This window comes from Streptomyces asiaticus (assembly GCF_018138715.1).
Lineage (GTDB): Bacteria > Actinomycetota > Actinomycetes > Streptomycetales > Streptomycetaceae > Streptomyces > Streptomyces asiaticus.
Genome location: NZ_JAGSHX010000006.1, coordinates 8,218,293 through 8,238,904, shown reverse-complemented (window position 1 = coordinate 8,238,904; position 20,612 = coordinate 8,218,293). Strand labels below are relative to the sequence as shown.

Annotated in this window: 16 protein-coding genes; 5 read left to right on the top strand and 11 right to left on the bottom strand. The window is 71.9% G+C overall.

The features are described from left to right. The first annotated feature begins 116 nt into the window (after positions 1–116). Positions 117–773: a maleylpyruvate isomerase N-terminal domain-containing protein gene (locus KHP12_RS43195; protein ID WP_086883839.1), complete on the top strand. Its 657-nt coding sequence runs from the start codon at positions 117–119 to the stop codon at positions 771–773. A 37-nt stretch (positions 774–810) separates the two neighbouring features. On the opposite strand, the gene KHP12_RS43190 is transcribed toward KHP12_RS43195, so the two are convergent. Both KHP12_RS43190 and KHP12_RS43185 read right to left on the bottom strand, forming a co-directional pair. Further along, positions 811–4,572, bottom strand: coding sequence for a CHAT domain-containing protein (locus KHP12_RS43190; RefSeq protein WP_211834509.1), 3,762 nt, complete (start codon positions 4,570–4,572; stop codon positions 811–813). A gap of 95 nt (positions 4,573–4,667) precedes the next feature. Next, complete coding sequence (locus tag KHP12_RS43185) at positions 4,668–5,108, bottom strand: PPOX class F420-dependent oxidoreductase (RefSeq protein WP_086883841.1); 441 nt, start codon at positions 5,106–5,108, stop codon at positions 4,668–4,670. A 120-nt stretch (positions 5,109–5,228) separates the two neighbouring features. Here KHP12_RS43185 and KHP12_RS43180 point away from each other — a divergent pair, with 120 nt between their 5' ends. After that, a complete protein-coding gene (locus tag KHP12_RS43180) occupies positions 5,229–6,206 on the top strand; it encodes an MsnO8 family LLM class oxidoreductase (protein ID WP_086883842.1) in 978 nt (325 codons plus the stop codon). 150 nt (positions 6,207–6,356) lie between these two features. Further along, positions 6,357–7,877 (top strand): sulfatase family protein, encoded by a 1,521-nt coding sequence (locus KHP12_RS43175; protein ID WP_086883843.1) that lies wholly within the window; start codon positions 6,357–6,359, stop codon positions 7,875–7,877. A gap of 37 nt (positions 7,878–7,914) precedes the next feature. On the opposite strand, the gene KHP12_RS43170 is transcribed toward KHP12_RS43175, so the two are convergent. Together KHP12_RS43170 and KHP12_RS43165 are read right to left on the bottom strand one after the other, a co-directional pair. Beyond that, positions 7,915–8,475 carry a YceI family protein gene (locus KHP12_RS43170; protein WP_211834508.1) on the bottom strand — a complete coding sequence of 187 codons (561 nt, stop codon included), beginning with the start codon at positions 8,473–8,475 and terminating at the stop codon, positions 7,915–7,917. A 10-nt stretch (positions 8,476–8,485) separates the two neighbouring features. Continuing rightward, positions 8,486–10,465 (bottom strand): aconitate hydratase, encoded by a 1,980-nt coding sequence (locus KHP12_RS43165; RefSeq protein WP_086883845.1) that lies wholly within the window; start codon positions 10,463–10,465, stop codon positions 8,486–8,488. A 128-nt stretch (positions 10,466–10,593) separates the two neighbouring features. Here KHP12_RS43165 and KHP12_RS43160 point away from each other — a divergent pair, with 128 nt between their 5' ends. Then, positions 10,594–11,922 carry a family 43 glycosylhydrolase gene (locus tag KHP12_RS43160; RefSeq protein ID WP_086883848.1) on the top strand — a complete coding sequence of 443 codons (1,329 nt, stop codon included), beginning with the start codon at positions 10,594–10,596 and terminating at the stop codon, positions 11,920–11,922. A gap of 49 nt (positions 11,923–11,971) precedes the next feature. On the opposite strand, the gene KHP12_RS43155 is transcribed toward KHP12_RS43160, so the two are convergent. From KHP12_RS43155 to KHP12_RS43125, 7 genes are all read right to left on the bottom strand, one after another. After that, on the bottom strand, positions 11,972–12,700 hold the full coding sequence (locus KHP12_RS43155; RefSeq protein WP_210609026.1) for a GntR family transcriptional regulator: 729 nt from the start codon (positions 12,698–12,700) through the stop codon (positions 11,972–11,974). A gap of 236 nt (positions 12,701–12,936) precedes the next feature. Then, positions 12,937–14,613: a phosphonate ABC transporter, permease protein PhnE gene (gene phnE, locus KHP12_RS43150; protein ID WP_245010392.1), complete on the bottom strand. Its 1,677-nt coding sequence runs from the start codon at positions 14,611–14,613 to the stop codon at positions 12,937–12,939. A gap of 122 nt (positions 14,614–14,735) precedes the next feature. Next, positions 14,736–15,692: a phosphonate ABC transporter ATP-binding protein gene (gene phnC, locus KHP12_RS43145; RefSeq protein WP_246643278.1), complete on the bottom strand. Its 957-nt coding sequence runs from the start codon at positions 15,690–15,692 to the stop codon at positions 14,736–14,738. Further along, complete coding sequence (locus tag KHP12_RS43140) at positions 15,692–16,630, bottom strand: phosphate/phosphite/phosphonate ABC transporter substrate-binding protein (protein WP_086882884.1); 939 nt, start codon at positions 16,628–16,630, stop codon at positions 15,692–15,694. The genes phnC and KHP12_RS43140 overlap by 1 nt, the downstream gene beginning before the upstream one ends. 272 nt (positions 16,631–16,902) lie before the next feature. Continuing rightward, a complete protein-coding gene (ppk2, locus tag KHP12_RS43135; RefSeq protein ID WP_211834507.1) occupies positions 16,903–17,847 on the bottom strand; it encodes a polyphosphate kinase 2 in 945 nt (314 codons plus the stop codon). Between the two features lie 20 nt (positions 17,848–17,867). Then, positions 17,868–18,101 carry a hypothetical protein gene (locus tag KHP12_RS43130; protein WP_086882882.1) on the bottom strand — a complete coding sequence of 78 codons (234 nt, stop codon included), beginning with the start codon at positions 18,099–18,101 and terminating at the stop codon, positions 17,868–17,870. Positions 18,102–18,128: 27 nt separating this feature from the next. Next, on the bottom strand, positions 18,129–19,283 hold the full coding sequence (locus KHP12_RS43125; RefSeq protein WP_211834506.1) for an inorganic phosphate transporter: 1,155 nt from the start codon (positions 19,281–19,283) through the stop codon (positions 18,129–18,131). A 271-nt stretch (positions 19,284–19,554) separates the two neighbouring features. On the opposite strand from KHP12_RS43125, the gene KHP12_RS43120 reads away from it, so the two are divergent. Then, positions 19,555–20,598 carry an alpha/beta fold hydrolase gene (locus KHP12_RS43120; RefSeq protein ID WP_244202946.1) on the top strand — a complete coding sequence of 348 codons (1,044 nt, stop codon included), beginning with the start codon at positions 19,555–19,557 and terminating at the stop codon, positions 20,596–20,598. Positions 20,599–20,612 lie beyond the last annotated feature (14 nt).

Here is a 20,612-nt window from a genome sequence, read left to right as displayed (position 1 = left end):
GGGGCCGATGGCGTCGACGCCCCACCAATTCCCCACTCTCGGGCCCGAGTTGGGCGTTCGCACGGGCGGGGAAGAAATCGCTCGCGGAGCGGGCGGCGCACTGCTAGCTTGCGGCCGTGGATCTCTTCTCACGCTCGTGGACGGCATTGCGCACGGCGGTCGCCGAGCTCCCGGACGAGGACTTCGCACGGCCCTCCGGCTGTGCCGGCTGGCTCGTCCGGGACCTGGTGTGCCACCTGGTCATCGACGCCCAGGACGTCCTGATCACCCTGGCGACCCCCACCGACGCGGAACCCACGCGCGACGCGGTGACCTACTGGGAAGTGGCCGACACGCCACCGACCGGCGACGACCCGCTCGACGCGCTGATCGTCCGGCTGGCCGCCGCGTACGAGGAGCCGTGGCTGCTGAAGTTCCACCTCGACGACGTGGGCTCCGCCGCCGGGCGCGCGGCCGGGCTCGCCGACCCGGCCCTCCGGGTCGGCACCCGCGATGTGGTGCTCACCGCGGGCGACTACCTCTCCGCGTACGTCATGGAGTGGACCCTGCACCATCTCGACCTGATCGCCCACCTCCCGGGCGCGGCGGACCCTCCCGCCGAGAGTCTCGCCGGGGCGCGCGGGATGCTGGAGAGGATCGCCGGGGCGGCGTTCCCCGCGTCGTGGTCCGACAAGGACACGCTGCTGGTCGGCACCGGGCGACGGGCCCCGACCGCAGAGGAGCGGGCCGACCTGGGCGACCTGGCCGCGAAGCTCCCGCTCGTCCTCGGATAGCCGCCTCCCCGGACGGCGCGGGGGCGCGGAGCCGGGTTCAGTGTGCGTCCCGGGCCGCCGGGTTGCCCTGGTGGGTGAAGGCGGCCCAGAAGTGGATGTGGTCGAGGTCGGTGCGGGTGGCCTCGCCGCGGAGTTCACCGCGGAGGGTGGGCGGGGGCTCGCGGCGCGGGTCGAGCATCCAGAGCTGGGCCGCGCGCAGGGCGTCCACCGGGGCGAGGCCGTGTGTGGTGACGAAGTCGTGGAAGACGGCCATCATCAGGGCCGTCGGGGCGTCGTTCACGGCCCAGCGCGAACCGATGACATCGGCCGCGCCACGGGCGACCAGGGCGGTGGACAGGGTCAGGGCCTCGTCGTGGTCGCGGGTGCTCAGGTCCGTCTCGCAGGCGCTGAGCACCACCAACGGGCCTGCGGCGCGCGGCTGTTCGGTGGCGGCGCCGTCCAGGATGCGGGCCACGGTCAGGCGTCCGGCGTCCTCGGGCCCGGTGGGCGGGGCGGCGAGCCAGAGTGCCGAGCGCGTGGGGTCCGGACCGGCCAGGGCATGGCAGCAGATGTGCAGAACGGCCACCGGTGAGCCGCCACCGGGCAAGGCGGCCAGGATGTCCTCGGGTGTCCCCGGCGCGTCGCTGAGGTCGGCCGTGGGGAACTCGCCGTAGCGGAGGCCGTCCGGGTAGCAGGCCGTGTGCAGCGCCTCCGCCTCGATCTCGGCCCATACGAGGCTGAGTTCGGGGTCGGCGACCAGGACCTGCCCGGCGGTGGTGGGCAGCCGGTCCCGGGGCGCGGCCCGCAGGAACTCGGCGCCGGAGGGGGCGTAGCTGAGCACTGCCTCCTCGCAGGCGTACCGGTACTCGCGCCCGCCGGTCCCGTACGGGGTGCGGGCCGCGTGCCAGGCGACCGCGCCGAGTGGCCCGCACGGCACCAGCACGATCCTGGGCGGCTGGTGGAGCGGGCCCACGGCGGCCAGGACGGGGCCCATCGCGGCGGGCCAGGCCCAGTCGCACAGTTCGCGCAACGCCGCTTCCCAGCTCCCGTCCCACTCCGTCCGACGGCCCGGATCGGCCGTGGCGCCGGCTGCCCCGGTACGCCGGGCGGTGACGTCGAGGTAGCGCTCCAGCGGCGGGCTGCCGGGGGTCAGCAATGGCAGCTTCAGGACTTCGGGCTGCGCGCTGTCGGGGCGGAGGACCAGGGCGAAGCCGGGCATGCCGGGGCGCTGCCCGGGGACGAGATGGACGAGCGCGTCGGCGCCGGAGGCGGTGAGACCGGCCTTCAGGGCCGGCAGGTCCGGGGGGCCGAGCAGTTTCCATGCCTCCGTACCGGTGCCCGCGCCCAGCGCGTCGAGTGCCCTGGCTCGCAGGGTGCTCGGAACCTGCTGACCGGCGGCCTGGCCCGGCGGCGCGGCCGTGGCGTCGGACCGGGGCACGTCCGTGGCGACCTCGGCGCGCCACTGCCGGGCCAGATCCGGGTGTCCCCGGGCCTCGAGGAGTTCGGGAATGCCACGGGACGCGGCGGCGGCCCGCAGCACCAGGGCCCGGCCCAGCTCCAGCGCGTTCACCGCATCGTCCGGGCGGCCGCACACGGTGGTCCAGTAGGCCAGCCACAGCGCCTGTGCCGACCCGAAGCGGGCCACGGACAGACCGTGCTCGGAGCCGAGTTGGAGCAGGACGTCGGCGGACACCCTGACCAGCGCCTCCCTTCGGGCGGCCAGGGCGGCCTCGCGGTCCGCGGCGGCGCGCGGACCGCCGCGGTCGCGGCGCAGCCAGTGGGCCTCGGACAGCTGCGTCAGGGCATCCGCGGTGTGCGGCGGGCCATCGCCCCGGGCGATCAGCTCACGAACCCGGGACAGCTCGGTGATGCACAGGTCGAGCAGATCCGGGTCGTCGAGGTGGCGGGCCGTGTGCAGCAGGGCCCGGCCGAGCTGGTACCGCGACCGGAGTTCCTGGTGGGGGGAGGGCTGCGGGCCCTCGAGGATCCGGTGGACCTCGGCGATGGCCTCGTCGGCGGCTTCCCGGCTGGGCTCGATCATGATCAGCTGGATCAGCGCGGCGGCGCGTACGGCCGGGAAGTACGGTGCGAGCATGGGGGCGATGCCCCGCGGGTCGGTCTCCACCACCTCCCTCAGATACCAGGCCGCGGCGCGGCGTTCCTCCGGATCCTGGGTACGGGCGGCGTGTTCCTGATGGACCTCGGCCAGGACGCCGGCGAGGGCGAAGCGGTTCTCCTGGTCGGGCGGCAGTATCGCGTACAGACCGGTCAACTCCTCGACCAGGCGCGGCAGCACGGTGGGGTCCCCACCGCGGCGGACCAGAGCCAGCTCGTGATGGGCGGCGAACACCGCCGAGGTGAGCGTGGACATGGACGGCGGTGAGCCCTCGTCCTCGTGGACGACGCGCAACTCCCTGGCCATGGTCAGCGCGGCGTCGGCGGTCTGGAGGCCGCCTCCGAGCAGCGCCGCCTCATGGAGCCGCCCGGCCAGGCCGGCGGCCAGGGAACGGCGGGCGGTCGCGGTCCTCTCGCCGTCCCCGGACAAGGTGTCGATCATCTCCCGGAGCCGGGCTGCGCTGGTCTCCAGGTGCGCCAGATCGCCGCTCTGGGAGACCCGTACGGCATCGACCAGAGTGGCCAGCCGCTTCTCCAGACCGACGTACCCCGGGCCGCTGGGACGGTCGCCGGGATCCGGCCCCGGCTCCGCCATGGCCTCGTCCACCTCGTCGAAGTCCATCGTGCCGGGCACCAGGAGGTTGGCCCACACCAGCAGGGCGGCGTGCAGCCTGGCGACGCGGGCCCGTTGGGGCGTGTGCGCCGGCAGCTCCCGCAGGGCGCGCCGGGCGACGTCCGCGCCGCGCCGGACCTCCTGGGCCAGCGCCCGCGGGTCGCCCCCGCCCGAGCCGAGCCCGGTCAGCAGCTCGCGCAGCGGGGCGAGGCCCGGCCGGTCCAGACCCAGGGCCGCCACTTCCGCGTCGGCCTTCTCGGGGGAGTTCGTGGGGTGGTCCACGGCCCGGTACAGCCACACCACGAGCTCGGTGAACCGCGGTATGTCGTCCGTGGCCCAGCGCAGTACGCCCTGGACAGCGGCGGCCAGTGGGTCCTCGGCACGCTCCCCGGGGGCCATCCCATCGGGCGACTCCGCGGCGACCGCCGCACTCCCCCCGGGCGGGGCGGCGGGGCCGGAGGAGGACGAGGACCGCGCCGGCTCGATCTCCGACGCGAGGAACCCGAGGATCCCGCGCAGGTCCGGATCCTCCGGGCCGGCGGTGAGGCGCTTCAGAACCTCCCTGGCCTCCGCCAGGTCCTCCCGCGAGGGTGCGGTCGGCGGCCGCGGACCCGAGGCCCGGAACGAACCCGAGGCCCGGAGCGGCGGCTTCCGGCGGGGGCCATGGCGCCACGCGCGCATGGCCCGTGCGCAGTGCTCCGGGACGAGCAGCTGGAGCAGCGCGCTCCGGGCCTTCACCGCGAACGGGTCGGTGAGCGGTCTGGTGCGGTCGGCCCAGCGCAGATGGCGCAGGGCATGCTCCCGTTCGAGCCGGGCGTCCTCGGACGTGTCGTCCGTCCCACGGCCGACGAACCGCATGCACACCATGACGCCCAGCAAGGGCACGAAGCGGTCGCGGAGCGGATCGTCCGCGGGCAACAGCCGCTCGATGGCGGCAAGATGCTCGATCGTCCGGGACAGCGCGACGGGCCGCGCCGGGTCGTCCGCCGCGCGCCGCAACACGTCCTGGGCCTGGCGGGCCGCTACGGTGGCCCACACGCGCAGCGCCCGCGCCTCGTCCTCGCCGTCGTCGCGGCGCCGCTCCTCGTCCACCCCGCACTCCCCCGATGTCCGGATACGTCCCCTGTCGACCAGCGTCCCACAGAGAGGAGAGGACGGTCCCCGCTCGAGCGGCCGCGGGGGCGTCCTCACGCCTCCGGCAGCACCCCCGGCCGGAACTTCTCCACGCCGACCACGCGGTGGACATGGTGCGGCTCGATGTAGACCGCCACCCGCACCTCGCCGGGGGCCAGCCAGGGGAACGTCTCCGTGCCCAGGTACTTCCGCGCGAGACGGTCCATCACCCGTACGGCCGGATCGCCCTCGACGAAGCGGACGGCGCTGCCCCGGATCTCCACCCGGTGATACGGGTCCTCGGTGTCCATGCAGCACAGCGACACGCGGGGATCACGCCGGAGGTTCTCCTCCTTGACCCGGCCCGCCGAGGTGTTGATCACCACAAGGCCGTCCTCCAGATCGGCCCACATCGGCGTCAGCTGCGGCGAACCGTCCGGGTTCAACGTGGCCACCTGCCAGAACCGGGGTTCCCGGAGCCAGGTGCGGGTGATGTCGTCCAGCGTGGCAGCCATGCGGTCTCGCTCCTCTTTCGTAGGCCAAACCGTCAACGCCTACCCTGACCACCGGGGTTCCGAACACCCGGGGTCGGGGAACCGCTGCCGCACACCACCGGCACTCCGTATGCTCACAGCATGATCGATGTGCCGCTCTCCGCGCTGGAAGTCGCCATGGTCCAAGCTGGTACGCGAGCCGTGGACACGCTGCGTGACACCACCGCGTTCGCCCAGCGTCTCGACGCCCTCGGCTACCGCCGACTCTGGTACGCCGAGCACCACCACTCCCCCGCCATCGGCGCCTTCCCGCCCGTGGTCCTGACCGCCCACGCGGCCGCGTCGACCTCGGCCATCCGGCTGGGTTCCGGAGGTGTACTGGCCCCCAACCACGCCCCCATCATGCTGGCGGAGCAGTTCGGCACCCTCGCCGCGCTGCACCCCGACCGGATCGACCTGGGCATCGGCCGCGGTCCCGGCACCTTCGACGAGGCCACGGCCCGGGCGCTGCGGCGTGGCGCCGGTGCGACGACGGACGACGAGTACCGGGACGATGTGGCGGCGACGCTGCGGTTCCTGGTCGAGGAGGTCGCGCTCGGCACGCTCCCGGAGCCGTGGCTGCTGGCCTCCAGCGAGGCCGGTGCGGCGCTCGCCGCGCGGCTCGGCCTGCCCATGGCCTTCGCCCATCACATCCGCCCCGACAACACCCTCGCCGCGCTCGACCACTACCGTGCCCACTTCTCCCCCTCCCCGTGGTGCGAGAGCCCCCGTGTGCTGGTGTGCGTGGAAACCGTGTGCGCCGAGACCGAGGACGAGGCCAGGTGGTTCGCGGGCCCGATGAACGTCGTCAAGGCCGGACTCCTCAAGGGCCACAGCGAGACCCCGTTCCCCTCGCCCGAAGAGGCGTCGGCGCACCCCTTCACCGCGGAGGAGCGGGCGGGGGTCGCGGCGTTCGGGGCCCATCAGGCGTACGGCACGCCCGAGACGGTCCTGCGGCGGCTGGCGGAGGTGGCGAAGGCGACCGGCGCGGAGGAGCTGATGCTGGTCACACCGGTCTACTCGCTGGCGGCACGCCTGCGCAGTTACGAACTCGTCAAACAGCACGCCGCCACGCCGTAGGCGACGAGGCCACCGCGCTGATCGGACAAGCTCACGGCAGGCGTCCCGGGCCGCTCATGGCCCGGGGCGCCGGTGTCTCACAAGAATCACACAAAGCCGCCTCCTACGGTTCCCGGCGACGAAGACGCACAACTCGTAGGAGGTTGCGCCATGTTCGGCAGTCGCCGTCCACGTGTCCTCGCCGCCCTGGGTGCGGCCCTGGCCATCGCGATGTTGGCCTCGTGCAACAACAGAATGGGGAACACGGCCGAAGGTGCCACCTCTGACACCGACGCCTCGCGTTCCGGCACGAAGCCCAACATCGTGTACGTCCTCACCGACGACCTGGCATGGAATCTCGTGAAGTACATGCCGCACGTACAGGAGATGCAGAAGAAGGGGATGACCTTCAGTAACTTCTTCGCCACCGACTCGCTGTGCTGCCCGTCGCGTACGTCCATACTCACCGGTCAATTCCCGCACAACACCGGTGTCTTCACCAACAGCGGCGACGACGGCGGCTACCGCGCCTTTCTGAAGAACGGCAACGAAAAGAAGACCTTCGGGCCCGCGATGCAACGCGCCGGCTATCGCACCGGGTTCATGGGCAAGTACCTCAACGGATACCAGCCGGGCGACAAGAACGGCACCGACAAGCCCTATGTGCCCGCCGGCTGGGACGAGTGGGACGTCGCCGGGGAGGGCTACAATGAGTACAACTACGAGCTGAACGAGAACGGCAAGGTCGTGCCCTATGGAAAGGCCCCCCAGGACTATCTGACGGACGTCCTGGCGAAGAAGGCCACCTCGTTCATCGGCTCCTCGGCGGAAGAGAAGAAGCCGTTCATGCTGGAGGTGGCCACGTTCGCACCGCACGGCCCCTACACACCCGCGCCGCGCGACAAGGGCAAGTTCCCGGGGCTCAAGGCTCCGCAGACCGATGCCTATGACAAGGCGACCCTTAACGCGCCGGAATGGCAGCGCTCATTGTCACCGCTGACGTCGAAGGAACAGAAGGGGATCGACCGGAATTTCGCCAAGCGAGCGCGCTCGGTCCAGGCGGTCGACGACATGATCGGGCAGCTGGAGAAGACGCTCGAGGACAAGGGCCTGGCGGACAACACCTATATCGTGTTCGGGTCGGACAACGGCTTCCACATGGGTGAACACCGGCTCCGCACCGGAAAGCAGACCGCCTACGACACCGATATCAACGTGCCGCTGATGGTCACCGGACCCGATGTTCCGGCGGGTAAGAAGGTGTCCCAGCTCGCCGAGAACGTCGACCTCAACCCGACCTTCCTGGACCTCGCGGGCGTGGACCCGCCGTCGACCGTGGACGGGCGCAGCCTGGGCGACCTGATGCACGGCCGGACCGAGGACGAGTGGCGTGATGCCGTCCTGGTCGAGCACCATCGCGCGGCGTCCAAGAAGGGCGATCCCGACGCAGCGCCCAAGAACGCGGGCGACCCGCCGACCTACGCGGCGATGCGCACCGATGACTCCCTCTATGTCGAATACACCGATGGAGAGCGGGAGTTCTACGATCTTGACTCCGACCCCGAGCAGCTGAACAACCGGGCGGCGTCCCTCTCGGCCGAGCAACGGGCCGCCCTGCATCGCACCCTCACCGCGCTTCAGCGGTGCAAGGGCGCGGAAAGCTGCCAGGACGCGTCCCGGACCGACAGCTAGCGGCATCCCCCGGCCGCGCCCCCGGCGTGGCGGGCCCTCAACGGCCCGCCACGCCGGGGCAGATGAACTCCACCCGGACCTCGTCGGCCAGCTTCAACGCGCCCAGGAACGCGGTGTACGGCTTGATGCCCCAGGTGGACTGGGTGAAGGACGCCGAGCCACGCAGCGTGCCGTCCGGATCGGCGCTCCCGTGCACCGTCACCGGGTGGGTCCGGCCCTTGATGGTGAGGTCACCCGTGATCTCGAAGGACTGGGGCGTACCGGTGATGTGGGTGGAGCGGAAGGTGATCGTGGGGTGCTCCGCGGTGTGCAGTTGCCCCTTGCCCTCCAGCGTCCGTTTGATGTCGGCCCGGTCGCCCTCGGTGAGTGGCTTCAGCCCGCCGGTCCCCTCCCGTACGTCCAACGAGTCCGTCTCGACCGTCACGCTCACCGACGACCGCTCAGGCGCGTCGGCCACCATCGCCACGTCCCCGGACCAGCGGGTGGCCTCGAGCGTCAGATCGTGCCCCGCCCTCCGGCCGAGCCCGGTACGGCTGGTCCTGATCAGCAGCCGGGCGTCCGGCGGGCCTATCCGATACGTGCCGTCGCTCAGTGTCATAGCACTCACCTCAGGGTGCGAGAGCCGGGATGATACCGCCCGCGAGCACCGCTTCCCGCTGCCGGGGCGAGAGGCGGTGGCGGACGGTGTATTCCTCGTCCCGGGTCGCGTTGCGGACGCGGAGGGCCGGTTCGCCGCCCGGGGCGAGGGCCTCGTGCAGACCGGACACATGCAGCCGGTCGTCGGGGCCGATGCGGTCGTAGTCGGCGGGATCCTCGAATTCGAGCGGCAGCACACCGAAGTTGACCAGGTTCTGCCAGTGGATGCGGGCGTAGGACTTGGCGATGACGGCCCGCAGGCCGAGGTAGCGCGGGGCGATGGCGGCGTGTTCGCGGGACGAGCCCTGGCCGTAGTTCGCACCGGCGACGATGAGATGCCCGGTGTCCTCCCGGACCGCCTCGGCGCGCCGCGGATAGTCGGGGTCCAGCCGGACGAGGGTGAATTCCGCCAGCTTGGGGATGTTGGAGCGGTAGGGCAGGGCGGCCGCCCCGGCCGGGGAGATCTCGTCGGTCGAGACATCGTCACCGGCCTTGAGGAGCACCGGGCCGTGCATGCTGTCCGGCAGCGGATCCAGCTCCGGCAGCGCGGAGATGTTGGGGCCGCGTACCAGCCGGACGCTTGCCGCCTCCGCCGGTGGCAGCGGTGGTTCCAGCATGGCGTCGTTGTTCGAGGGCGGGTCGGGGGCGTCCGGCGTGGGAGGGGCCGCCACCGAGACGCGGTCGGCCCAGTCGCGCGGATCCGCGATGGCGCCGGTCAGCGCGGAGGCCGTGGCGGTCTCCGGTGAACACAGCCACACCGCGTCGTCCGCGGTGCCGGAGCGACCGGGGAAGTTGCGCGGGAAGGTGCGCAGGGAGTTGCTTCCCGAGGCCGGGGCCTGCCCCATGCCGATGCAGCCCAGACAGCCCGACTGGTGGATGCGGGCACCGGCGGCGATCAGGTCGAACGTCGCGCCGCAGCGCGTCAGGTCCTGGAGGATCTCGCGGGATGTCGGGTTGATGTCGAGGCTCACCCCGGCCGGGACCTGGCGCCCGGCCACCATGGCGGCCGGGACGGCGAAGTCGCGGAATCCGGGGTTGGCGGAGGAGCCGATGACGGCCTGGGCGATGGGCTCCCCGGCGGCTTCCCTGACCGGTACGACGTTTCCCGGGGAGGTGGGCCGTGCGATGAGCGGCTCCAGTGACGACAGGTCGATCTCCTCGTCGAGGTCGTAGGACGCGTCCTCCGCCGCGGTGATCTCGATGAAGTCATCGCCGCGCCCCACCCCGTCGAGGAAGCCGCGCACCGCCCCGTCCGAGGGGAAGACGGTGGTGGTGGCGCCGAGTTCCGCCCCCATGTTGGCGATGACATGGCGGTCCATCGCGGTGAGGGAGGCCAGCCCGGGGCCGTGGTACTCCAGGACACGATGGGCGCCTCCCTGCACCCCGTGCCGGCGCAGCAGCTCCAGGATCACGTCCTTGGCGCTGACCCACGGGGGCAGCTCCCCGGTCAGCCGGATGCCCCAGACCTTCGGCATGGTGAGGTGGAGCGGCCGTCCGGCCATGGCGAGCGCCACTTCCAGGCCGCCGGTGCCGATCGCCAGCATGCCCAGGGAACCGGCGGCGCAGGTGTGCGAGTCGGAACCGGCCAGGGTTTTGCCGGAGGCGCCGAAGTGGTGCATATGGGTCGGGTGGGAGACGCCGTTGCCGGGTTTGGAGAACCACAGGCCGAAGCGGCGGGCGGCCGAGCGCAGGAAGAGGTGGTCCTCGGCATTGCGCTCGTCGGCCTGGAGGATGTTGTGGTCGACGTACTGGACGCTGGTCTCGGTGCGGACCCGGTCCAGGTCCAGCGCTTCCAGCTCCTGCATCACCAGCGTGCCGGTGGCGTCCTGCGTCAGCGTCTGGTCCACCCGCAGCGCGATCTCCTCCCCCGGATCCATCCGGCCGGACAACAGATGATCACCGATGAGCCGCTGGGTCACGGTGCCGTGCGCACGGGCACGGGGCAGATCCATTGAGCCACCGCCTTTCCGGGCGGAGCGTCCGGACCCTCCGGGCGCCCCCATCGGGTACCCGGTCCACGCCGCGTCATCTTTTTTCCTGGCTCTTGACGAAAATCGACGGGCGTCCGCATGCTGTGCTCATGCCAACCAGCTCCGAGAACAGGTCGCCCATCCACAGACGCACATTGTTGGCCGGAGTCGCGGGTTCCCTGGGCGTGGCGGCGGGACTGCCCGGCGCCGCCCAGGCATCACCCCCGGAGGCCGCCGCGCTGCGGCGCTACCCGTCGAACTGGCCCGAACTCACCCCCTACGGCCTCGCGGACACCCGCCCGGACCTGTGGCCGCGCAAGGACAACTCCTTCCTCCTCCCGCTCGAACCGCGCCCCCGCGACCAGGAGCGGGGCGTGGTCTGGATGCGGGACACCTACGTCAACTGCTTCGTCGTGGCCGGCCGTCCGGTCTACGTGGCCACGGGCACCACCCGCGTGCCGGGGCTCACCGCCGCCGGCCCGTGGAACGACGGCATCTTCGTGTGGGTGGCCCCGTCCCTGCGGGGCCCCTGGAGGCTGGTCGACACGACCGGCATCCGGCCCGGCGCCGAGCGGGGCAAGGTGTGGTCGCCCGAGTTCACCGGCGAGAACCGGCCCGGACGCACCGTCGTCGCCCCGTGGCAGGAGTACTGGTACGACGAGCGGTTCGGCAAGCGTGGCCAGGTCTGGGCCCCGGAGCTGCACTACTTCCGCGGCACCTGGTACATCGTCGCGTGCATGGGCGACCACTCGCGGAAGGTCGGCTCGTTCCTGCTGGTGAGCGAGGGCGGCATCGAGGGCCCGTACCGGCTCATCGAGGGCAATCACGACAAGCCCTTCGGCGACCCGTTCATCGGGGGGCCGGATTTCATCGAGCCCGGCGCGTACCACCACATCGACGGCAGCCTCTTCACCGAGGGCGACGACGCGTGGCTCGTGCTGCACAACAACCTGTACGCGAGGTTCCGGGACGACATGGAGGACATCGTCCCGACGACCGGCCTCCCGGCGTTCCGGCAGCGGCCCTACTCCCCCGAGCCGTATCTCGAGGGTGCGTATGTGTTCAAGCACGGGGGCGCGTACTACCTCCTCCAGGCCGCGTGGAACCGGACGTCGGCCAATCCCGACGGCACCACCCGCTACGCCTACGACCCACCCGGTCCGGGCCGGGTCCAGTACCACTACGACGCCGTCATCGCCGTGTCGGACCGCTTCGAGGGGCCGTACTCCAAGCGGTGGACCGCGGGTGTCGGCGCCGGCCACAACAACGTCTTCGTGGACCACGGCGGCCGCCTGTGGGCCACGTTCTTCCGCAATCCGAACTTCGGCTACTGGTCCGATCCGTCGCGCATCGCCGACGCCGCCGTGCCCGGTGTCGTACGGCTGGAGTGGACCGGCCCGGAGGGCCGTCGGCTGTACGTCCAACGCCGCCGGCGGTGACCGGCGGGCCCGTAGCCCGGGTGGAGGGGCGGGGCGACGGGGCGGGCGGTCAGGGGGTGGCGGCCGGGCCGTCCAGTTCGACGATGATCCGGATGCTGCCCGGGCGGGACCAGCTGGAGCTGCACATCACCGCACGGCCGGAGACCGCGTCCCGGCTCAGGCTCTCCACCAGCCACACCGGCCGGTTGTGGGCCGTCTCCAGCCCCTCCGCCACCCGCCGGTCCGGCAGCACACTACTCACCCGGCACCAGGAGCGCACCGGGGTCACCCCGCACATCTGCCGCAGGATGGAGTCCAGCGACTCCACGGCGTGCACGGCCGCGTCCAGCTCCGGCAGCATGTCGACCGGGATCCACTCCTGGGACCAGCCGCTGAGCAGGCCGTCGATGTACGACTGCCGGATCAGCAGGTGGACCGCGCTGCCCTCCTCGCGCTCCAGCCGCTCGGCGATGGCGCCGGTGGCCGGGACGGTGGTCACGTCGCGCACCACGGTGCGCGGCACCCCGCCCGCCTCGCGGATGGTCTGGTGCATCGAGGGGACCCGGCTCTGGGAGAGCACATAGTCCAGCGGACGGTTGACGAAGGTGCCCGCGCCCCGGACCCGGCGGACCAGATGGCGGCCTTCCAGCTCCTGGAGGGCGGAGCGGGCGGCCGCCCGGCTGACGCCGAAGCGGGCGGCGATCTCGTGCTCGCCGGCGACGCGGACGTCAGTCGGTTGGTCTGCTATCTCGGCGGCGAGCACCTCGGCAATCTCTGTGTAGCGGCTTCGACTGGACACCCGGCCACTCTGGTCCTCGCGAGTTGTCCCGACAAGTCAGCGAATCGAACCATTCCGCTGCCAGTGGGTGAACGCTGGGAACAGTTGTCGTGTCCTCCGCCGAGCCGCCTGCGGCGGGCTGTTCCCCTCCCCGCCCCTTCCCAGCGCCTGACGACCTGCGGCTCCGCCGCGTGGGGGGCTCCGCCCCAGACCCCGAGTCCAGGGACGGGGCCCCTGCCATGCGGCGGAGCGCCTGGTCAGGCATACACCTTGCGCGCCCAGACGGCCAGCCCCTCGATGAGCAGCACCAGCCCCAGCACCATCAGCACGATGGTGGTGACCACCGGGAACTGGAGGACCCGGGCCGCGTTCAGCAGGTCGTAGCCGACGCCACCGGCGCCGACGATGCCGAGCAGGGTCGCCGAGCGCAGATTGACGTCGAGCTGGTACAGCAGATGCCCCACCACCGCGGGCCGGGCCCGGGGCAGAACGGCCCCGAAGAACACCTGATGCCTGCGGGCACCGGTGGCCACCAGGGCGCGGGCCGGGCCGGGGTCGGTCTCCTCCAGGGAGTCCGCCACCAGCTTGCCGAGCAGACCGACCGAGCCGACGCCGAGGGCGAGCGCGCCGGAGACCGCGCCCAGGCCGGTCACGACGACGAAGACGATCGCCAGGACGAGCTCCGGGACGGCCCGCACCAGGAGGATGACCGTGCGGAAGAACCGCGCCACCCGGGGCGACCCCACCACGTTCCGCGCCGCGAGGGTGCCCAGCGGCAGCGCCAGGACCAGCCCGATGAGGGTGCCCGCGAGCGCGATCTGGAGGGTGACCCACAGATCGGCCCAGAGCTGGCCGCCGATCCCCCCGGTGCCGGGCGGCAGGAAGTCGCCCAGCGTCGGGAAGAACGACTCGGCGCCGCGCCGCAGGGTGCCCCAGGACAGACCGGAGCGCAGGGCCGAGGCCACGACCAGGGCGACGGTGAGCACCAGCCAGGTGGTCCGGCGGATCCGCCGGGCGCTCCAGCGCGGCAGGCTGCGGCGGCGTACGGGCGTGGACGTGGACGTGGCACCGTCGGCCGGGGACGCGGAGGTGTCCACAGCGGCGTCCCCGGCGGCGGCGGTGTCGCCCGGCCGGCTGTCGCGGCGCGCGCCCGGGAAGACCGGCCACGAACGGCGGGGCCGCCGTGCCACGGTGACGTCCTGGAGCAGGGTGCGTCGGATCGCACCGGAGATCGACTCGGCCACGAAGCAGAGCAGCAGCAGGACCAGCGCGATCGCCATCGCCCGCTGGTAGTCGAGGGTGGTGATCGCCGTGGACAGCGCGTACCCCAGACCGTTGACACCGACGAAGCCGAGCACGGCCGAGGCGCGCAGGTTGATGTCGAGGCGGTGCAGCGCGGTGGCCACCAGGGACGGCAGCGCCTGCGGCAGCACCGCCGCGGTGATCTGCTGCAACCGCCCGGCGCCGGTCGCGCGCAGCGCGGTGCGCGGGCCCTCGTCGGTCTGCTCGACGGCGTCGGCGTACAGCTTGCCCACCATGCCGACGGAGTGGACACCGAGCGCGACCACACCGGTCATCCCGCCCAGCCCGAAGACACGGAAGGCGGCGATGGCGAAGACCACCTCGGGGACCGCGCGGCAGAGCACGATCACCCCGCGCGCGGCGGCCCGGGCGGCGGTCCCCGGGGTGGTGTTACGGGCCGCCAGCAGGGCCAGCGGCACGCTGAGCACCACCGAGAGCACGGTGGCGGAGACCACGATGGCCAGCGTCTGCCAGATCAGCGAGAGCAGTTCACCGATCGGCGGGAAGTCCAGCGGGAGCGCCCGGGAGAGGAAGGCCACCGCGTTGTCGGCGCTGTCCATGAGTGTGGCGATGTTGAGCCGGAGCGCGATGAACGCCCAGACGCCGCCGCCCACGCACAGCAGCAGTGCCATGGCCGCGCCGAGCCCGGCCGCGGTGGGCCGGGCCAGGGACCGCCGGTGCGGACCCGCGGCGCCGGGCCCCGGGCCGGGTCCGCTGGGGGCGCGGCCGGGGGATGCTGTTCGACTACCGACACTCAGTCCCCCTTCGCGAGCGCGGGGACGGGGACGGACGCGGAGACGGGGTGGCGGGCGACGGTCGAGCCCGCCGCGACGGCCGCGGCCATGCCCTCGGCGCTCCCGGCGGCCACCTCCTCGTACAGCCGCATCACCGTCGCGCGGTCGATGCCCTCGGTGGCGACGTCCATCACCACCCGGCCCGACCGCAGGCCGACGATCCGATGCGCCCAGGACAGGGCCAGATCGACCTGGTGCAGGCTGCACAGCACGGTCAGCTCCCGCTCCCGGGCCACGCGCGCCAGCAGCCGCATGACCTGGGCCGAGGACTCGGGGTCGAGGGAGGCCACCGGCTCGTCGGCCAGCAGCAGGCCGGGTTCCTGCATCAGGGCGCGGGCCACCGCGACGCGCTGCTGCTGGCCGCCGGACAGGGTGTCCGCCCGCTGGAAGGCGTGCGCGGCCAGGCCCACCTGCTCCAGCCCGTCCAGCGCGCGTTCCCGCACCGCCCGCGGATAGCTGAGCAGCCCCAGCCGGGGCCCGCGCAGCGACCCGAGGGCGCCGGTGCACACGTTCTCCAGGACGCTGAGCCGGCCCACCAGATGGAACTGCTGGAAGACAAAGCCGATCCGGCGGCGCAGCGCGCGCAGCTCGGACCGGTCGGCCCGGGCCAGCGCGGTGCCGAGGACGGTGCCGTCGCCGGAGGTCGGCGCCTGGAGCCCGTCGAGCAGCGAGAGCAGCGTCGACTTGCCGGAGCCGGACAGCCCCAGCAGGGCCACGACCTCGCCGGGCCGCACCTCGAACGACACCTCGTCCAGGGCGAGCAGGGAGTCGGCGCCGCTGCCGAACCGCTTCGTCAGACCGTCCAGCCGGATCACCGGCTCCCCGGCGGTGGCCGGGGAGCCGGTGGCCGGGGAGGCGATGGCCGGGGAGCCGGTGGCGGTGGCGGTGGCGTTGACGGCGGTCGGGGCCGTGGCCATCACGAGCCGCCCTTGCACTGCGCGTCCTTGGTGGCGTCGCAGACCGCGCGGACGCTGTCGTAGGCGGAGTCCTTCACCGCGACGAAGCCCCAGTTGTCGTCGATCTTGCAGCCGTCGCCGGAGCAGTAGCCCTTGGACTCCATGTAGTCGGCGTTGGCCTTGGTCTCGAACGCGTCGACGATCTTCTTCTGGAGGCTCGCGGTGAGGTCGGTGGAGACCGCGGCGGGCGAGCCGGGGATCTCGGTGGACTTCCAGACGGTCTTCAGCTGGCCCTTCTTGAGCTTGCCCTGCTTGATCAGGTCGCTGTCCACCATGGTGTCGAACGCGAAGCCCGCGTCGCAGTCACCGGAGGCGACCGACAGCGCCGAGGCGTCGTGGCCGCCCGCCATGACCTTGGTGTAGTCGCCGGCCTTCACGCCCGCCTTCAGCAGACCGGACTGCGGATAGAGATAGCCGGACGTCGAGGTCGGGTCCACGAAGCACACCTTGCGGCCCTTGAAGTCGGCGAGGCTCTTGATGTCCTTGTTGCCGCTGCGGGTGATGCCGTACGACTGGTAGCCCGGTGTCCCGCCCTTGGCGGCGACCAGCGCACCGGCCAGCTTCACCCCCGCTCCGCTGTCCTTGGCGACGACGTAGGAGAGCGGACCGTACAGCGCGACGTCCGCCTTGTGCGCCCGCTGCGCCTCGATGACGGCGGCGTAGCTGGTCGCCTTCTGCATCTGGACCTTCTTGCCGGTCTCGGCCTCCAGCAGCTTGACGATCGGGGCGTACTGCTGGGCGAGCGAGGTGGAGTTCTCCGACGGGATCGCCGCGACCACCAGGGTGTCGGGGTCCCGTCCCTCCGAGGTGGAGCCGTTGTCGGAGGCGCTGGCCCCGCAGGCCGTGAGCACGAGCGGCAGCAGCGCGGCGGCGAGGGGGATGCGGAGGTGGCGAGGCATGCGTCGTCCTTCGAGCGGTGGGGCGAATCGGGCCTCTCGGGGAGTGAGGGCACCGGGGATGACGCCCACCCTGCGGAGAACAGGTGTGCACACCCCGCGCCGTCGGTTACGGCTGTCTGAACGATGCGGGAGACAACGGGCGGCTTGACCGGACAACCCGGGGCGGTCCGACGCGCCGCCGGACGCCAGGGCCGAGCCCGGGTGTGCGGGCCCCGTCCTGGCGTCCGGCGTCCGTGTGCTCGTCCTCGGTGTGCTCGTCCTCGGTGTGCTCGTCAGCGCCTGTCGGCGTCGTCGGTTTCGCGCGTGGTGCCGTCGGCAGCGTCGTTGGTGTCGTCCTCGCCCTCCTCCAGCAGGCCCGCCGCCGCGCCCACGATGCGCGGGTCGGGGGTGCCGACGACCTCCTCGTCCTTGTTGGAGTAGTCGAAACGGGCGAGCACACTGCGCATGGCCTCCACCCGCGCCCGCTTCTTGTCGTTGCTCTTGACCACCGTCCAGGGCGCGTACTCCGTGTCCGTGTCATGGAACATCGCGACCTTCGCGGCGGTGTAGTCGTCCCAGCGGGCCAGCGAGGCGAGGTCCATCGGGCTGAGCTTCCACTGCCGTACGGGGTCCACCTGGCGGATCGTGAAGCGGGTGCGCTGTTCGCTCTGGGACACCGAGAACCAGAACTTCACCAGGTCCACGCCGTCGTCCACGAGCATCCGCTCGAAGAGCGGCGCCTGGCGCATGAAGCGCCGGTACTCGTCCCTGGAGCAGAAGCCCATGACCCGCTCGACACCGGCCCGGTTGTACCAGGACCGGTCGAAGAGCACGATCTCCCCCGCGGTCGGCAGGTGCTCCACATACCGCTGGAAGTACCACTGGCCGCGTTCGCGCTCGGTCGGCTTCTCCAGCGCCACGACCCGCGCGCCACGCGGGTTGAGGTGCTCGGTGAAGCGCTTGATGGTGCCGCCCTTGCCGGCCGCGTCCCTACCCTCGAAGACGATGACGAGCCGGCGTCCGGTCTCCTTGATCCAGCTCTGGAGCTTCAGCAGTTCTATCTGCTGGAGCCGCTTGTGCCACTCGTACTCCTTGCGCTCCATGCGCTGCGCGTAGGGATAGTTCTCCCGCCAGGTGTCGACCGGGCTTCCGTCCGGCCGGATGAGCACGGGGTCGTCGTGGTCGCTGTAGTCGACCGTCAGGTCGGCCAGCTCGGACAGCAAGGGCGGCGTTGTCATGCGGTCCTTCCCTTCCGTTCTCAGTGGAACTGCGGCACGATCAGGTAGATCCCGTAGGCCACCACCGCCGCGCACGCCACGAAGCACAGTCCGGCCTGGGTGAGGCCCAGGGTCGAGCCGGTGCCGTTCTCCTCACGGGCCGCCTCCACGCGGGCGACGCCCAGGACGCCGAGGGCGAAGACGGTGACCACGGCAATGGTGACGCCGATGCTCACCGCGGTGACCTGGCCGAGTGCGGTCCAGTCGAGATGCATCGTTTCAACTCTCCGGAAATCTGGGATTTATGCGGCCGTGCCGACCTTGGCCGGCGGTTCGTTGCGGATGGTGACCTCGTGGGCGTCGTTGACGTTCTTCGCATCCACGGGGTTACGGCGGGAGAGGAACACGATGCCCCCGGCGAGGGCCGCGCCGATCAGCGCGACGACCGCCGCACCGATGTTTCCGCCGTTCGTGACCACGCTCGCGGAGACACCGCCGACCAGCGCGGCGGCGGGCAGGGTGACCATCCAGGCGATGACCATGCGGCCGGCGACGCCCCAGCGCACCTCCGCCAGCCGCCGGCCGAGACCCGCGCCGAGGATGCTGCCGGAGGCCACCTGGGTGGTGGACAGGGCGAAGCCGAGGTGGGCGGAGGTGAGGATGACGGTCGTGGAGGCGGTCTCGGCGGCGAAGCCCTGCGGGGACTGGATCTCGGTCAGGCCCTTGCCCATGGTGCGGATGATCCGCCAGCCGCCCAGGTAGGTGCCGAGGCCGATGGCGAGGCCCGCGGAGGCGATCACCCACAGCGGCGGACCGGCGTCGTGGCCGAGCGCGCCCGTCGAGATCAGGGTCAGCGTGATGACGCCCATGGTCTTCTGGGCGTCGTTGGTGCCGTGTGCGAGCGAGACGAGCGAGGCCGAGGCGATCTGACCGGCCCGGAAGCCCTTGGTCACGGACTTCTTACGGGCCCGGTCGGTGAGCCGGTACGCGAGGTAGGTGGCCAGCAGCGCGGCGACACCGGCCACGACCGGCGAGGCCACCGCCGGTATCAGCACCTTCTCGACAACCTTGTCAAAGTGCACGCCATGAGAGCCCGCACCGACCCACACGGCGCCGATCAGCCCGCCGAACAGGGCGTGCGACGAGCTCGACGGCAGCCCGACCAGCCAGGTCAGCAGATTCCAGAGGATCGCTCCGACCAGCCCCGCGAAGATCATGCCTGGGGTGACCAGGGAGTCGTCGACGATGCCACCGGAGATGGTCTTCGCGACCTCGGTGGACAGGAAGGCACCGACGATGTTGAGGATCCCGCTCACCAGAACCGCGGTTCTGGGGGTGAGCGCGCCGGTGGCGATGGAGGTCGCCATCGCGTTGGCCGTGTCATGGAATCCGTTGGTGAAGTCGAAGGCGAGCGCCGTGACGATGACGACCGCCACCAAGAAGGTGATGTGGTCCATTCCTGTAGGCAAACAAGCTCAGGCCAATGCTCGGCGAACTCGAGGCAAAGGCAGTACAAGGACGACGCGGGCAGGTCGTGGGAATCGTTGTCAGCGCGGCACAACCCTGGTGGATCACCTACTTCACCCGGTCGGACCCCGCCGCGCGGCCACGCGCCGCGGGTCCGGCCAACGTTGAGGAGCGACAACTCCAGCGACAGCTCCAGCGACAGCTCCAGCGACAGCTCCAGCGACAGCTCCAGCGACAGCTCCCAAGGGAAACGAGGACACCATGGCGGCGTCTCCGGCTCTCGGCCCCGGACACGGACGGATCCGGGCACGCGGACGGATCGGGGCACGCGAACGGATCCGGGCACGCGTCGCGGCGGCCGGATGCGCCATGGCGGTGTGCGCGGCGGTGGCGGCCCCGGCCACCGCGGAGGACGCGGAGGACGATGCGGCGGGCCGTAAACCCACGGTGGTCCTGATCCACGGCGCGTTCGCGGACGGCTCCAGCTGGAACGGTGTCATCGAGCGGCTGGAGCGCCGCGGTTACCCCGTCATCGCCCCCGCCAACCCGCTGCGCGGCCTCACCACCGACTCCGCCTACATCGCCTCCGTCCTGGACAGCGTCAAGGGCCCGATCGTGCTGGTGGGCCACTCCTACGGCGGCGCGGTCATCAGCGTGGCCGCGGCGGGGAACTCCCGGGTGACGTCGCTGGTGTACGTGTCCGCCCAGATGCTCGACAAGGGGGAGAGCGGGCAGGCGCTGGCCGCCCGGTACCCCAGCGAGCTCGCCACCGCCATCAAGGCGGTCCCGTACCGGGCCGGTGGCGGGGTGCGGGGCACCGATCTGTACCTCAAGCGGGACAAGCTCCACCGGGTCTTCGCCGCCGATCTGCCCGCCAGTACGGCGAAGTTGCTGGCGGCGACCCAACGGCCCGCCAGTACGGCCGCGTTCTCGGAGAAGGCCAAGGTGGCGGCGTGGCGGCAGATCCCGTCGTGGTTCCTCGTCGCCCGGCAGGACAAGACCATCAACCCCCGGCAGGAGCGCTTCGAGGCCAAGCGCGCCCACTCGCACACCGTGGAGATCAACTCCTCCCACGTGGCCATGATCGCCCACCCCCAGGCGGTCACCGACCTCATCATCAAGGCCGCCACGGCCAAAGGTTCGGCCCGGCCGTCGCCCGCGGCCAACCCCTCCGACTCCCGCGCGCGGGCGGAGTCCCGGCCCGCCGACACGGCCGCCGCGTGGGTGACCGCGGGCGTGGCGGCGCTGCTCCTGGGCGGTGGCGCCCTCCTCGTCGGCCGCCGCCGACGCCGGCGCCCGCGCTGACGGCTATCGGCAGA

Bases quoted from the DNA above. Each gene is read 5' to 3' on its own strand.
- KHP12_RS43120 (WP_244202946.1), top strand. From the start codon at position 19,555: ATGGCGGCGTCTCCGGCTCTCGGCCCCGGACACGGACGGATCCGGGCA.
- KHP12_RS43185 (WP_086883841.1), bottom strand. From the start codon at position 5,108: ATGGCTGCCACGCTGGACGACATCACCCGCACCTGGCTCCGGGAACCC.
- KHP12_RS43175 (WP_086883843.1), top strand. From the start codon at position 6,357: ATGTTCGGCAGTCGCCGTCCACGTGTCCTCGCCGCCCTGGGTGCGGCC.
- ppk2 (WP_211834507.1), bottom strand. From the start codon at position 17,847: ATGACAACGCCGCCCTTGCTGTCCGAGCTGGCCGACCTGACGGTCGAC.
- KHP12_RS43125 (WP_211834506.1), bottom strand. From the start codon at position 19,283: ATGGACCACATCACCTTCTTGGTGGCGGTCGTCATCGTCACGGCGCTC.
- KHP12_RS43165 (WP_086883845.1), bottom strand. From the start codon at position 10,465: ATGGATCTGCCCCGTGCCCGTGCGCACGGCACCGTGACCCAGCGGCTC.
- KHP12_RS43140 (WP_086882884.1), bottom strand. From the start codon at position 16,630: ATGCCTCGCCACCTCCGCATCCCCCTCGCCGCCGCGCTGCTGCCGCTC.
- KHP12_RS43180 (WP_086883842.1), top strand. From the start codon at position 5,229: ATGATCGATGTGCCGCTCTCCGCGCTGGAAGTCGCCATGGTCCAAGCT.
- KHP12_RS43170 (WP_211834508.1), bottom strand. From the start codon at position 8,475: ATGACACTGAGCGACGGCACGTATCGGATAGGCCCGCCGGACGCCCGG.
- KHP12_RS43130 (WP_086882882.1), bottom strand. From the start codon at position 18,101: ATGCATCTCGACTGGACCGCACTCGGCCAGGTCACCGCGGTGAGCATC.
- phnC (WP_246643278.1), bottom strand. From the start codon at position 15,692: ATGGCCACGGCCCCGACCGCCGTCAACGCCACCGCCACCGCCACCGGC.
- phnE (WP_245010392.1), bottom strand. From the start codon at position 14,613: ATGGCACTGCTGCTGTGCGTGGGCGGCGGCGTCTGGGCGTTCATCGCG.
- KHP12_RS43160 (WP_086883848.1), top strand. From the start codon at position 10,594: ATGCCAACCAGCTCCGAGAACAGGTCGCCCATCCACAGACGCACATTG.